The sequence below is a fragment of the Streptomyces sp. NPDC029044 genome, assembly GCF_040637495.1.
GTDB lineage: Bacteria > Actinomycetota > Actinomycetes > Streptomycetales > Streptomycetaceae > Streptomyces.
Genome location: NZ_JBEZWN010000045.1, coordinates 1 through 13,008, shown reverse-complemented (window position 1 = coordinate 13,008; position 13,008 = coordinate 1). Strand labels below are relative to the sequence as shown.

General features: G+C 68.0%; 12 protein-coding genes and 2 pseudogenes. 2 read left to right on the top strand and 12 right to left on the bottom strand.

The features are described 5' to 3' along the window. Positions 1–65: 65 nt before the first annotated feature. The 9 genes and pseudogenes from AB0E85_RS28435 to AB0E85_RS28395 all read right to left on the bottom strand — a co-directional run bounded on the left by AB0E85_RS28435 (position 66) and on the right by AB0E85_RS28395 (position 5,847). Positions 66–530 carry a hypothetical protein gene (locus tag AB0E85_RS28435; RefSeq protein ID WP_361932813.1) on the bottom strand — a complete coding sequence of 155 codons (465 nt, stop codon included), beginning with the start codon at positions 528–530 and terminating at the stop codon, positions 66–68. A 319-nt stretch (positions 531–849) separates the two neighbouring features. Next, a pseudogene (locus AB0E85_RS28430) lies at positions 850–1,236 on the bottom strand (cellulose-binding protein); the annotation flags it as partial. Between the two features lie 172 nt (positions 1,237–1,408). Further along, on the bottom strand, positions 1,409–1,588 hold the full coding sequence (locus AB0E85_RS28425) for a hypothetical protein (RefSeq protein WP_361932812.1): 180 nt from the start codon (positions 1,586–1,588) through the stop codon (positions 1,409–1,411). Between the two features lie 408 nt (positions 1,589–1,996). Further along, positions 1,997–2,560, bottom strand: coding sequence for a heme-binding protein (locus AB0E85_RS28420; RefSeq protein WP_361932810.1), 564 nt, complete (start codon positions 2,558–2,560; stop codon positions 1,997–1,999). A gap of 108 nt (positions 2,561–2,668) precedes the next feature. Further along, positions 2,669–2,890, bottom strand: a complete 222-nt coding sequence (locus AB0E85_RS28415) for a heme-binding protein (RefSeq protein ID WP_361932808.1) — start codon at positions 2,888–2,890, stop codon at positions 2,669–2,671. Positions 2,891–3,041: 151 nt separating this feature from the next. Beyond that, positions 3,042–3,212 (bottom strand): hypothetical protein, encoded by a 171-nt coding sequence (locus tag AB0E85_RS28410; RefSeq protein ID WP_361932805.1) that lies wholly within the window; start codon positions 3,210–3,212, stop codon positions 3,042–3,044. Then, positions 3,200–3,538: a VOC family protein gene (locus AB0E85_RS28405; protein ID WP_361932803.1), complete on the bottom strand. Its 339-nt coding sequence runs from the start codon at positions 3,536–3,538 to the stop codon at positions 3,200–3,202. The genes AB0E85_RS28410 and AB0E85_RS28405 overlap by 13 nt, the downstream gene beginning before the upstream one ends. Positions 3,539–3,596: 58 nt before the next feature. Then, positions 3,597–4,532, bottom strand: coding sequence for a PDR/VanB family oxidoreductase (locus AB0E85_RS28400; protein WP_361932925.1), 936 nt, complete (start codon positions 4,530–4,532; stop codon positions 3,597–3,599). A 22-nt stretch (positions 4,533–4,554) separates the two neighbouring features. Then, positions 4,555–5,847 (bottom strand): aromatic ring-hydroxylating dioxygenase subunit alpha, encoded by a 1,293-nt coding sequence (locus AB0E85_RS28395; RefSeq protein ID WP_361932800.1) that lies wholly within the window; start codon positions 5,845–5,847, stop codon positions 4,555–4,557. Positions 5,848–6,207: 360 nt separating this feature from the next. Between AB0E85_RS28395 and AB0E85_RS28390 the strand changes: the two genes are divergently transcribed. Together AB0E85_RS28390 and AB0E85_RS28385 are read left to right on the top strand one after the other, a co-directional pair. Continuing rightward, positions 6,208–6,861 carry a TetR family transcriptional regulator gene (locus AB0E85_RS28390; RefSeq protein WP_361932797.1) on the top strand — a complete coding sequence of 218 codons (654 nt, stop codon included), beginning with the start codon at positions 6,208–6,210 and terminating at the stop codon, positions 6,859–6,861. Positions 6,862–7,963: 1,102 nt separating this feature from the next. Then, on the top strand, positions 7,964–9,628 hold the full coding sequence (locus AB0E85_RS28385) for an ISAzo13 family transposase (RefSeq protein WP_361932794.1): 1,665 nt from the start codon (positions 7,964–7,966) through the stop codon (positions 9,626–9,628). Here AB0E85_RS28385 and AB0E85_RS28380 read toward each other — a convergent pair. From AB0E85_RS28380 to AB0E85_RS28370, 3 genes and pseudogenes are all read right to left on the bottom strand, one after another. After that, positions 9,530–10,321 (bottom strand): annotated as a pseudogene (locus AB0E85_RS28380) (IS5 family transposase); the annotation flags it as partial. The gene AB0E85_RS28385 and the pseudogene AB0E85_RS28380 overlap by 99 nt on opposite strands. Beyond that, entirely contained in the window at positions 10,308–11,210 is a 903-nt protein-coding gene (locus AB0E85_RS28375) for a DUF3626 domain-containing protein (protein WP_361932792.1), read from the bottom strand. The pseudogene AB0E85_RS28380 and the gene AB0E85_RS28375, both read right to left, overlap by 14 nt. 113 nt (positions 11,211–11,323) lie before the next feature. After that, the gene (locus AB0E85_RS28370; RefSeq protein ID WP_361932790.1) at positions 11,324–12,769 is read right to left on the bottom strand and encodes an NF041680 family putative transposase; all 1,446 of its coding nucleotides are present in this window, start codon (positions 12,767–12,769) and stop codon (positions 11,324–11,326) included. Positions 12,770–13,008 lie beyond the last annotated feature (239 nt).

Here is a 13,008-nt window from a genome sequence, read left to right as displayed (position 1 = left end):
GGTGCGGTGTGGACGATGGTCAAGGATCTGCTGGGTCACCGGTCGGAGGTGACCACGCGGGAGATCTACCTGGAGCCGGTGCGCGGGCTGTCGGGCACCGCACCGCGCTGGGTCAGGTAGTCCAGCGCGGCGAGCAGTTGGGTGCCGCGCGGGGTGTCACCGTCGGTGGGGTTGGTCGCTTCGAATCCCATCACCATGAAGCCGTACGAGGCCAGCCATGGCCCGGTCCACTCCAGTGCGGCCCACGCACCGTTGTATCCGGGCACGAACGCGATCGCACCGAAGGTGCCCTGGCCGGTGTCGGTCGGGTAGTAGATCACTCCCTTCCTGAAGCCCGCGTCGGCGGGCAGCGTCATCGAGGCGGTTGCGAGGGTGCCGGGCTTGGTGACGCTCTCGCGGTTCGGGTCGGGGCCGCACTGGTAGGGGGTGCCGGCTACCGACGCCGGGTCCTGCTGGTGCTCCGCGGCCAGTGCCGGGCCCGCCCGGCCAGGGCCGTGAGGAGCACGAGACCGAGCACGGACGCGAGCCACCTCACCACTCGGCTCGCCGTGCGGGGCCCCGCACGGCCGGTGTGCACTGCGCTGCGAGCATGAGCTCAACCTCCGGATGATCGTTGGCGGGAGACTCTTTCGTGCCGGAACCCTGGCGGCGCTCGGATGCTGGCGTGCCGCTCGCCCGACCGAAGTGCCCGGCGCTGCCCGGCACTTCGGTCGGGCTCTTTCAGGACTTGCGTTCAGCCCCTCCCCGCTATCGCAGGGTCCACCGCTGGTTGGAGCCGCCGTTGCCGGTCCACAGGACGGCCTGGGTGCCGTTTGCGCCCACGTTCCGGCGCTGGTTCTGTCCGCCGTGGTTCCACACGTCGGTGGTGCCGAAGTGCATGATAACGATGTCGGGACGGGTTGCGGCGAGCCGGCCGGGCAGCAGGTTCCGGTTCGCCACGTCGGTGACGAGCTCACCGCCGTGGCCCTCGTTGTCACCGTCCAACGCCTGGGAGCAGCCCCGTTGGTTGAGGGTGCCGACGAAATCGATGTTCCTGTAACCGGTGCTCTGCAGACGGTTCCACAGCACGGCCCGCCAGCACCTCGGTGAACCGGTGATCGAGTCGCCCAACGGCATGATGCGCACGGGGGCCGCGGTGGGGGAGGCGGTGGCCGACGGGGCGAGGGCCACGCCGAGCGCGAGCACGAGTGTGGTCAGGAGGATCCGGAGGAGCGGTAGATGCCGGGTTCTGCGCATGCCAGTCCCTTCCTGGAGCGCGGGAGCAGTTCGACGATGTGGTGCGGCCACCAGTTGGTGGCGGCACGCTCGCCCCGAGCAACCGGTGCTGTGGTGCAGGCCAACGAGGGAGGAGTGGGCGCCGCCGAGGCCGGTCGCCTCGTGCGTCAACCGCCGTTCGAGTGCGGCGTGTTCAGGGTGTGTCGACGACGGGGCTGGACTGGGTGGTCATGTCGTCGTTGACGACGCAGCCGGGGCGCGAGGGCTGGTTGTAGGCGCTGTTCTGCCAGGCTGGCGTGGTGCGGTACTGCGCGTCGTGGAACAGTGCGGTGATCCACGTCCCGGTCTGGTGAGGCGTGCTGTAGGTGCGCACGGCACGGTTGCCGGTGGGGGCCAGATGACTTCCTCGTGCCAGTCGCCCAAGACGTCGCCCGACGCGGACGGGGCCACCTTGGAGCCGTTGTCGCAGCGGACGCCAGGGCCGGGCAGCGGGCGCTGACCGCCGCCGGTGCCGTACTCGGCGAGACGGGCCGGCGCAGCGGCGGTGGTGACGCCGCAGGTCAGTTGGCCTCTCGGGCGGTCTCTCGCCTTCAGCGGTCGCCCCGTGAACGCGGGGCGCCGACGTGCGTCGGTCACGATGACCTCCGATGCGTGGGGGGATGCTCACGCCGCCCGACGATTCCGGCCAGCCCTCACGCGCCGATCGCGACGCGTCCGATCGCGACGCGTCCGATCGCCGCGCATTCCTCAGGATCGGCGCCGCTGATCCCGATTGCGCCCGTCACTCGACCCCCTGCCTGAGCGGAAGGCCACCCGGAACAGGAAGGTATTTGAACGGGGTCACGCTCGCGAGGGCGTCCAGGTTGGGGTAGTTCGCCGCAGCGCTGCTGGGAGCACGGAAATTTACGGCCGTGACCGCCAGCGCTTCCGCTGCATCCGGGGACATCGGTGCAGCGTGGTCCATCCGGTCGATCTGGACCACATCGCCATGCCGGTCGACGACGACGACACAAATGAGTTCGTTCCGGCGCGCGGCCTCCCCGATCGCCTTGTCGCACAGGCGGATCGCCGCATCGAGTTCAAGTTGCTTGGTCGACTTCGGTGACTCGTCGAGCCCCGTCCCCCGTCCCTCCGGCGGCCCGCCATAGGCGGCGATCCACTTCGGGAGGTCATCGCCGTGCTGTGGCTCATAAGGCGTGCGCAGCGCATAGGAACTGCAAAGATCCTCGGCATTGGCGGGCTTACCATCCACGACAAGCTTCGACGGTTCGAGACCGGGAAACCTCACCAGGGGAGCGACGCCACCACCGGTGGACATGGCGCCAATCACAAGGTTGTCCTTCATGATTGGCCTTCCTCCCCAACCCGTAAAGATCGTGTCCCGCATAAAATTCTGAAAGCCCATCCCCATGAGGGTGCCAAGATGGTCAGCTTTCAGAACTTCATACCACCATCAGGTGGGTTGGCGAGACGTCGCCGACCAGTAGGCTTTGGCTCGTGAGACCGGGTAACTAACGGCGCCCGTCCCGTCCATGCGGGAGGCCGTAATGACGATCCCTCCATCATCGACCACCGTGAAGGTCCCGCACTGCCCGAGGTCCTCCGCCTTCTCAATCGCGCGCCGAGCAATCGCCCGGGCTTCTTCGAGCGGTAGCCTGAGATCGAGTTTGGACATAATTGCTTCCCTCCCGATATGCGTTGTAGTTCAGTCGCGACCGCTGACCCAAAACGCCTGTCGCCGTAGGCCACAACAGCCTCGGCCTCAGATGCCGGAACCACGATTCTTTGCTTCCTTCGGTTCGAACCCGGCGAGGATCTGGGGTGGTTCAGCCTTGGTTAGCGAGCATCTGTTCGAGGGTGTGCGAGGTGATCTCAATGATCGTGCCGAACGGGTCCTCGCAGTAGGCGAACTGATAAGGCTGCCCTTCGAACAGCTCCAAGGTCTTGGTGCGGATCTTCCCACCGGCCTGCTCGATCCGCCCCGCTAGGCCGGACACGTCGGGGTCGACGACGCAGAAAGGAAGATGCCCTGCCGCCAGTACCGGAAGTTGTCGTCCGGGGTCTCCGTGCCGGGGTCGATGAACTCGCAGATCTCGAGGGCCGTGCCGTTGGCGGTGGAGAGCTGGGCAAACCTCCACCTGCTGCAGCCGGGGCCGAAGATGTCCTCGGTGTGGCGGGCAAGAGGGCCGCCGTTGCTCACGTCGATCTCGGCAGGCGGCCCGATCAGTCGAAAGCCGAGGACCTCCTGGTACCAGTCAACTGCCGCGGCGAGATCCGGAACGGTGATGCCGATGTGTCCGATTGCGCGAGGGGGCGTGTTCATGTTCGTTCCTCCTGGTTGGTGAGCTCGAGCCGGCCGGGCTGGGAGTGGGGAGGGTGGGTCATAGGTCCAGCTCCAGGACGGGTGAGTGTGCTCGGGACGCGCATGTGGTGAACATGCCTTCGGCGTGCTCGTCGTCGGTGAGTACGTCGTCGCGGTGATCGGGCTCGCCGGCCAGCAGCCGTACGACGCACTCCCCGCAGATGCCCTGCTGACACGAGTACGGGGCATCAACGCCGTTCTCCAGCAGGACATCGAGCACGCTGCGCCCGTCGGGGACTTCGTACTCGGCGCCCGTGGAAGCCAGGCGGACGGTGAAGCCGCCCGATGCGCCCGCGCCTTCGTCCGGGGCCGCGTTGCCGAACCGTTCCTTGTGCAGGGCCTCCGGGGGCCAGCCCAGCGCCTCGGCCTTGCCCAGGACGTGGTCAATGAACCCGGCCGGGCCACAGACGTAGACCGCTGTGTGCGGTTGCGGATCGCCGAGGTCACGGGCGATGTCGAGCATCTGGCCTGGGCTCCCGTCATCGAAGTGAAAGATGACCCGGGGCTCGCCGGCCAGCTCGGGCACGAAGGCGGCGTGAGCACGGCTGCGCGCACAGTAGTGCAGCACCCAGTCGCCGCCCTCGGTCTCAAGCTGCCGCACCATCGCCAGCAGGGGGGTGATGCCGATTCCGCCGGCGAGCAGGACATGCCGCCGCGCCGTGACGAGGGGGAAGCGGTTGCGCGGCGCCGAGATCAGCAGCTGGTCGCCGACCTTGAGCGCGTGCATCGCCCGGGACCCCCCGCGTGAGGCGGGTTCGTTCAGCACGGCCAGGCGATACCGCCCGCTCTCGGGCGGCCCGCACAGTGAGTACTGGCGGACCAGGCCCGAGTCGAGCCGGACATCGACGTGCGCGCCCGCGGTGTAGGCCGGGAACTCGGCCGCGTCGGCCGGGGCGAGGTCGATCACCGCGATGTCCGGGGTGGCGAGGGAGTGGGAGACGATCACCGCCTCCATCCAGGTCACGGCCGTGTCCTCCTCAGGCTCCGGCAGCGGGAACAGCGGACGCGGTCTCGTCCGCCGTCGCCGTGGACCGGGTGAACAGGCCGGCCTCCACACGGCGGGGCGGCTCGTCGACCATGCTCACAGCCAGCGGGTCCCGGCCGGCCTCTACGTCGTCGACCATGGTCCTCAGCAGCCTGCGGAGCATCACCACGCCTCGGTCGGAGGTCGCCAGTGTCTCTTCGGAATGCAGCGTGATCGGGCCCTGCGACACCTGCGCCTCAGCGTCGCCGGGGAAGCGCTGGCGTTCCTCTTCGGTCAGCTCCCACGGCTGTTTGCCGTTCTGTGTGATGAGGAGAGCGAACCGGCTCATGCGCTCGGGATCGCCGGTACGGACCGAGAAGAACAACCGGTGGTGGGTGTCGTCGCTCGGAACGAACCAGAGCACCAGGTCGGGTCGCGCGTCGGGGGCCAGCTTCACGCCCTCCGGCAGCACAAGGACATTCGGCAGGTGAAGTTCCGCGCAGAAGCCCAGCACCGGCCGGACACCGTTCTCCGCCTTGTCCAGGAAGCGGATCTCGCTCTTGGCCCCGAACGCGGTCCGGGCGTAGCTGACGTTGTCGGGGAAGGCGTCGGGATCGAAGAAGTTCTCGGGGAAGCCGGTGGTGCCGACTCCGACGAACTGGTAGCCGCTGTGCTGGGAGTGCAGCCAGTTCGTGTGGCCCGGGTCGATCGAGTTCTCATAGACCTGAAGCCAGTTGCAGTCCTGCACCAGGCCGGTCACGCCCATTCCGGGCACCGGCCACTCGGCGTAGTACTGGTCGCCCTCTTCCAGGGGTTCCAGGCAGTCGTAGCGGGGGAGAGCGGGCTTGCGCTCGGGCGGTCCCATGTAGACGAACACGAGGCCGTACCTCTCCTCGACCGGGTACCACGGCTGGCGCGCGGCGTCCCGACGGCGGCCACGACCGGGTTCGAGCGCCTGCGCCAGGCAGTGCCCCTGGACGTCGAACTTCCAGCCGTGATAGCAGCAGCGGATGCCGTCCTCTTCGATGCGGCCGTAGTACAGGCTGCTGCCACGGTGAGCGCAGCGCTCGTAGACGACGCCGGGTCGGCCCTGGCCGTCACGGAAGACGATCAGGTCTTCGCCCAGGATGCGGGTACGGTGCGGTACGTCAGGGGTGAGCGTCGCCGACGTGGCGATCGGGTGCCAGTACCGTCGCAGCGCCTCGCCCATCGGCGTGCCCGGGCCGACCTCGGCCAGCCGTGCGTCGTACGAAGGGGTCGCGCGGCCGTAACCGGTGCCGGTGTCCACAGTGGGGGATTCGGTCATGTCGATCTCCTCGGCATTGGGGTGGGGGGAAAGCCGGCGAGATGTTCACCGGCTGCGGTGATCGCGCGCGGAACTGGCTGGGCACGCGTCGCGGAGTGGCATGCGTCATGCTGAACGCCTCAATGGCCTTTCAGGCCATTGCCGATCGTGCGGAACCGTCGGCGAGCAGGTCCCCCCACCGGACAGTGCATGGCGACCACCGGGCCGCCGGGATGAGCAGCAACGACGGCCCGGCACCGCACTCCTCCTAGCAGAGACAGGCAGCATTGGCCTCAAGACGGCCAGTACCGGTGGCCGATGCGAGGGCCATGCCTGGTAAAATATGCCCATCACTGGCACTTGTCAAAGAGAGGCACTTCTGTGAGTGGACAGGCCCCGCCTGCGGGCGGGTTGCGGGAGCGGAAGAAGGCGCTGACCCGGGCCACGATCGAGGCCAAGGCACTCGAGCGGTTCCTCAGCGAGGGGTTCGAGCAGGCCACACTGGAGGACATCTGCGCCGACGCCGTGGTGTCACTGCGGACGTTCTTCCGCTACTTCACCTCCAAGGAAGACCTGGTGTTCAGCCGGCTGCGGTCCCATCTCGGCCTCATCGAGGAACTCTTCGCCCGCCGCCCGGCCGACGAACCGCTGCTCACGTCGATGAGTGCGGTGATCGACCAGGCGGTGGCGGACTACGCCGCCGAGCCGGAGCGGGAAGTAGCCCGGCTCCGGCTCGTCGCCGACACCCCGGCACTGCAAGCCGGGAGGGCCACTGTGTTCTCCGGCTTCGAGAAGCTCACCCGTCGCGTCACCGCAACCCGCCTCCACGAAGCCGACGATTCCCGGCGCCCAAGGCTCGTCGCCGCAGCCACCGTCGCCGCATTCCAGGTCGGACTCGACATGTGGGTGGCCAGCGACGCCCGATCCGACCTCGCCGAACTCGTCCTCGACAACCTCGACGACCTCACCACGGGCATCCTCCCCCGACCGACAACAGGAACCGACGAGGACTCCCAGTCCACAAGATCACGATGATCACGGTCCGTGACGGTCAACGGCGGCCGAATGCGGGCGGCGTGTTCGGGCGCTGGAGCGACGGCACACCACCTGTGCTGCCCCTCCAGACACACACCTCACCCTCCGCTGTCCCGATCAGAGGCCCAGACTTCGGCCGGGCGGAGGTGCCGCCGCTGCCGACTCCGGTGGCCGACGCCGCGCGCAGGCGATGCAGGTACTGGTCCGACCGGAATCGGCGTTGACCACTCGCATCGGCGCCACCTCTGTCAGCAGCGGCCGTAGGCCCCGGAGGGCGTCCGCTTCCTGGTCCGCTCCCGGGGGGTCCTCACCGACGAGGAGTGGAAGCGCGTGAAGGCGGAGCCACCGCTGCCCACCGGGGGCGATGACGGGTGAACGACCGCGCGCGCCGGGCGTGCAGGGCACCCCGGCGCGGGAGGGCTCGGTCAGCGTCGAAGCGGGGTCCTGAGAGTCCAGTTCGCCATCTCGGCTCAAGGAAGTCGGCGCGCCGCATGGGATGGATAGTCGATCAGATCGTCAGCCGGATAATTCACTCCAGCCCACGGCCGTGCATGCCCCGTCCCCCATCTGTGGCGGTCGTGCTCGATGTGCACACCGGGTCCGTGCCGCACGCGGTCGCACGGACCCCTGCATACCTGGTGTCCCGGGTGCCGATCCGCGTCAGCGGTTGCCCAGCCACCAGGCGCCGGCGGTGAACAACGTTGTGCCGGCTGCCGCCGACGCTCCCCGCACCAGTGCAACAGCGCGCTGCGCGCGAGGCGTTCCAGTGTCCTGCCGGATGTCCTGATCCGCTTCGAAGTCATCGTGGTCTCCTTCGCGCGCCGCCCTGAGGGAGCGGAGCGTGTCGTTGTGGTGACGACCTTCTCCTGCGGCAACTGCCGCTGGACGGTGCGCTGTTGTTTCCGATGTCTTCGGATGACACCCCTGCGATGGCATGATTCCTGGATTGAATCGGACGGTCTGGGACGGCGGGGGTCGGGATGGGGCGCGCGGGGCAGCTGGGAAAGACTTAGGGCTCGCAGAGAATCAACGTGTTGCTTCCCGTGATGCGACTCGTTGTTGTGGTACGAGCGTCTCCGATGAGGTGCGCGGTCAACTCGCCGTGAAGTTCGGGGTGTTGTTTCCGCATCTGGACGAGCGGCAGCGGCGGCTGGTGATGGGGGCCGAGGCCCGGATCCTGGCGCACGGCGGTACCCGGACGGTCGCGAGGGCGGCCCAGGTCAGCGAGACGACGGTCCGCAAGGGCGTGGACGAGTTGGAGGCCGGCGAGGAGCCTCTGGGCCGGGTACGAAGACCCGGTGGCGGCCGCAAGAAGGCCGCGGACCTTGATCCGGGTCTGCGGCCCGCACTGCTGGCCCTGGTGGAACCCGATGAGCGGGGCGATCCGATGTCGCCGCTGCGCTGGACGGTGAAATCGACCAGGAACCTCGCCGCCGAGCTCACCCGTCAGGGACACAGGGTGAGCGCGGACACGGTCGGGGACCTGCTGCGTGAGGAGGGCTTCAGCCTGCAGGCCGGGGCCAAGACCATTGAGGGCAAGCAGCACCCTGACCGGGACGCCCAGTTCCGCTACATCAACGAGCAGGCCAGACAGCACATGGACGCCGGCCAGCCGGTGATCAGCGTGGACACCAAGAAGAAGGAACTCGTCGGCGACTACAAGAACGCGGGCCAACAGTGGCGGCCGGCCCGTGAGCCGGTACACGTCAAGACGCACGATTTCCTGGACCGGCAGGGACCGGGCAAGGCCATCCCGTACGGGATCTACGACATCGCCGCGAATACCGGCTGGGTCAGTGTCGGCACCGATCACGACACCGCCGCCTTCGCTGTCGCCTCCATCCGCCGTTGGTGGCAGGCACGAGGCCGGCACGACTACCCGGCCGCCACCCGTCTGCTGATCACCGCGGACGCAGGCGGGTCCAATGGCTACCGAACCCGCGCCTGGAAGACGGAACTCGCAACACTGGCCGCGGAGACGGGTTTGGACATCACGGTCTGCCACATGCCGCCGGGCACCTCGAAGTGGAACAAGATCGAGCACCGGCTGTTCTCCCACATCTCCATGAACTGGCGTGGCCGCCCTCTGACCAGCCATGACGTTATCGTGAACAGCATCGCGGCGACCGCGACCCGCACCGGGCTGACCGTTCACGCCGAACTCGACCCGGGCACCTACGACACCGGCATCAGGGTCACCGACAGCGATATCGACGCCCTGCCCATGCACCGGCACCGCTTCCACGGCGACTGGAACTACACCCTCCACCCTCAACCTCGCGACACCACAGCCGATGCGGCCAAGAACCCGCGGTCAGCCGGCTCATCCGCACAGCCCGGTACTAGGTGTCTGCGTAGCCCGGAGCTGACCGGGATGCCCGAACCGGCACTGGACGAACTCGTCGACCAGCTCACCTCGAAACTCGATGAGTTACGTGAGCAGGGACGGCTCCAGCAACGCGGAGGTGAGCGTATCCGTGCTCGCGGGGCAGGGGCCAAGGACAAGCTGACCACCGCCGACAGAGTCCTGGCCACCGTGCTCTACCTGCGCAAAATCGGCACCCGAGACCTCCTCGCCCAGCTCTTCGGAGTCAACGGCAGCACCCTCACCAGGGTCGTTGACCAAGTCCAGCCCCTCTTGGCCGAGCACGGCCACACCATCCCCCCTTCGCCGATAGCAGATGAGTGTGGCCGCGATGCCGGCGAAGGCGAGGAAGTGTTCGGCCTTGCGTTCGTAGCGACGGTGCAGACGGCGGCACCCGGATAGCCACGCCACCGTCCGCTCCACGGTCCAACGGTGACGGCCCAGGCGCTGGGAGGACTCGATACCCTTACGGGCGATACGGGGTGTGAATGTTCCGGGATCGGAGCCATTTCCGCAGGTGGTCGTAGTCGTAGCCCTTGTCTCCGTGCAGCTTGGTGGGGCGGCGTCGACGCGGTCCACGGCGAGATCGGATGGGCGGTATGCCGCGGACGAGGGGTTCGAGACCCTGGCTGTCGTGGGTATTAGCTGCGGAGATGCCGATGGAGAGGGGCAGACCGGTCCGCTCCGTGATCAAGTGGATCTTCGAGCCCTTCTTGCCGCGATCGACAGGATTCGGGCCTGTCAGCTCCCCCCTTTGAGGGCTCGCATGTTCACGGAGTCAATCGCGCACTGCGACCCGTCCAGATCTCCCCGGGCGCCGAGTTCGTCCAGCACCAGACGGTGGAGCTTCGCCCACACCCGCGCAGCGGACCACTCGGAGAACCGTCTGTGGATGGTCCGCCACGACGCGCCGAAGACCGGCGGCAACTGCCGCCATGTGCATCCCGAGGTAGCGACAAAGATGATCGCGGCAAGGACAGCGCGATCGTCAACTCGCCGGCGGCCACCGCCCTGCGGCCTTGTGGGAATCGGCGGTCTCACAGCCCGGAACAACTCCCACAACCCCTCCGGCACCAGCCCCTCAACGAAGCCCATCGAGTACAGCCCCCTCCGTCGGTACCGGACTCACCGAATCGTCAACGGCCTTCCCAGGCGCCCCGAAACGCGCGAGGTAGTGCCACACCTTCTTGATCGCCTGGGGGTCGTGGTGGTCGGCACGCGCTGCCTCCCCGACGATGCGCGGATTGAGTACGCCGTCGACGGCGATCTGTGCGCCCAAGTCGACGTACTCCTGACCGCGGTAGCCGGGATGACGGAGGAGTTCTGCGACATTGAGTCGGAAGCCGGGGTGCCACTCCACGGGGCAGCCCAGGCGTAAGGCCGCAACCTCCACAGCCGTCCCTCGATAGCAGGGGTCGAGGACCAGCGCCTCGGCGTGGCAGTTCGGTCGCACAGGCCCGTGGACCTGCGCCTCGATGTAGTCGTCAAGGTTGTCCTGGCGATCGGCGAGGGCAAGCTCGATGAGCCCCATGCGGGCCGCGACACCGAAATCCGAGGGTTCAAGGAAACTGTCCGGGTAGCAGAACGTGGTCCGCGTCAGCGTCTCGGCCGTCAGCCGAAAGTGGGCAGAGCCGAACCGCGGTGCCCCGCCGACGGGCTTGCGACGGAAGTTCAACGCCCCGTAGACGGGCCGCTCATGAGCGGGCGCTTCGTCGTAGGCTCCGTCGAAGATCCGGCTCTCCCAGCGCCACCGGTCGCCGCCGGGATATGCGGTCAGTCCGCCGTTGCTGGTCCCCGTGACGAACTGTGAGCGGTAGACACCGTCCTCGGCCATGGCATCCAGGATCGGCTTGTCGTGCAGTAGCCGGTCCGGGTGGAAGTTGAGGGTCACCCGCAGCGTCGGGTCCATCGGAGGGCCCGACGCCAGTCCCGCGACATGGCCAAGGGCCCGTTCCTGTGGTGTCTGGGAGGCTGCGGAGCTCATCCGCACAGTGTTCCTCAAGCTGATCAACCGCTGCACGCGGATTGTCTACCGACAGTCCGGCCATGCGGGAGACGGAGTTGAGCACCAATCGAGACGATCTCTCAGCGCGGCGTTTAACGTGGGCGGGCTTGGTGTTCCTTGATTGACTCGGCGCGTTTGACCGTCTTGCCGACGTGGTGGCGCCTGGCCCGGCGTTTGTTTTTCGAGCCTGCAGGCCGTCCCGGCCCCGGCCGGGATGGTTTCGGTGCGGCTGCCGGATGGGTCGTGGTCGCGCGGACGTTGCGAAACCCCCGCCGCACTCGGGCGGGGGTGAGCCGGCGGGGCTCGGTGCGGCGTTCCCAGGGCCGGCGGAGGTCCTCGGCGAGGGGTCGGGCGAGGCGGAGCTGGGTGTGGGCGGCGATGATGAGCCAGGTCCACAGGTCGGCGGTGTCCGCGTGGCGGACCTTCGGGGCGGTCCAGCCGAGGGTCTGTTTCATGAGCCGGAAGGTGTGCTCGAGATCGAATCTGCGGAGGAAGGACTGCCACCAGCGGTCCACGTCCACCGGCGTCGCGGCGGTGGCCGAGCACCACAGCCAGACCGGTTTTGGGTCACGATCGCCCGGCAGGTACTCGACCTTCAGGCGGATCAACGTGCCGTGCAGGATGGGCAGTTCTTCTTTCGTGTGCTCCAGCCAGGGGCCGCGGTGGGTGAGCCGGGGGTGCATCCGGTCCCAGGCTCTGGCCTCGGCCTTGCCGTAGCGGGTGGTGTCTGTGACCGTGTTGACCTCGGGTTCGTGCCAGCTGTCGGGCTTGGCGAAGGTCAGGACGTCGCCGTGCCGGCGTGGCCGTCCGCCCTTCGGCCCGGAGCGGGCGGGGCCGGGGTCGCGGAGCATGACGCGGTCCGAGCGCAGGCGTCCGACCAGGACGACGGGCAGGCCCGCCAGGGCGTGGGAGAGGTAGGCGACGTCGTAGCCGGAGTCCATGACGATCCAGATCTCCGGATCACTGGCCTGCCACTGCCCAGCCTTGATCAACCGCTCGACGACGCCTCGCAGTTGGGCAGCAGTGACGGCGGTCGCGTCGTCCGCCGGCCCGAGGCGCACCGCGTCCAGCAACGCGACCCAGGAGGTCCGGCCGGTCTCCAGGGCGGCAACGAAGGAGTACGGCCAGCCCGGCACGAACTGATCCGTCTTGCGATCGCCGCGCCCGTAGACGTGGCAGAACAGCCGGTCGTCGCTGGTCGGGGCATCGGGGCGGAGCCAGTTGCTCACGTCCACGGCCAGCACGATCCGCCCGTCGGCCGCCCTCGGCAGCGGCAGGCCGACCAGGGTGCGGCGCAACCGCGTCGGCTCCAGCCAGCCCCGGTCCAACGCGGCATACAAGGCACCGTGCCCCCGCTGGTGCTCGACCGCCAGGCAGAGCTCGACCAGGGTCTTCACCGGCCCGTCCGCGCACAGCACGGCGTCTGTGAGCTCGAAGAGCGCGTCCTGGCGAGCGTAGAGGCATTCGTAGAACTCGACCAGAAAGCGGGACAACGCGCTCAATGCCTCGCCCGCGGGCGCATCGACAGACAGACTCATACACAGCGGCCGTTCTCTCGTGCTTCGTTACTCGACATCTCGAAGCGTGGGGAACGGCCGCCTCCGCTGTCCCGGGAAGAACCGCAGATCAGCAGGTCGGGTGACCTGCGAGGTTAAACGCCAAGCTCAGTCTTTGACAGTGCCCTGAGCGGTGAGCGCGACCCGGGTCAGGAGGTCTCGGAACTGGGTCCGCTGTTCCTCGCTCAACTCCGCAAGCAGCTTCGCTTCAGCGGCCGCGA

Bases quoted from the DNA above. Each gene is read 5' to 3' on its own strand.
- AB0E85_RS28420 (WP_361932810.1), bottom strand. From the start codon at position 2,560: ATGAAGGACAACCTTGTGATTGGCGCCATGTCCACCGGTGGTGGCGTC.
- AB0E85_RS28415 (WP_361932808.1), bottom strand. From the start codon at position 2,890: ATGTCCAAACTCGATCTCAGGCTACCGCTCGAAGAAGCCCGGGCGATT.
- AB0E85_RS28405 (WP_361932803.1), bottom strand. From the start codon at position 3,538: ATGAACACGCCCCCTCGCGCAATCGGACACATCGGCATCACCGTTCCG.
- AB0E85_RS28400 (WP_361932925.1), bottom strand. From the start codon at position 4,532: ATGGAGGCGGTGATCGTCTCCCACTCCCTCGCCACCCCGGACATCGCG.
- AB0E85_RS28395 (WP_361932800.1), bottom strand. From the start codon at position 5,847: ATGACCGAATCCCCCACTGTGGACACCGGCACCGGTTACGGCCGCGCG.
- AB0E85_RS28375 (WP_361932792.1), bottom strand. From the start codon at position 11,210: ATGAGCTCCGCAGCCTCCCAGACACCACAGGAACGGGCCCTTGGCCAT.
- AB0E85_RS28370 (WP_361932790.1), bottom strand. From the start codon at position 12,769: ATGAGTCTGTCTGTCGATGCGCCCGCGGGCGAGGCATTGAGCGCGTTG.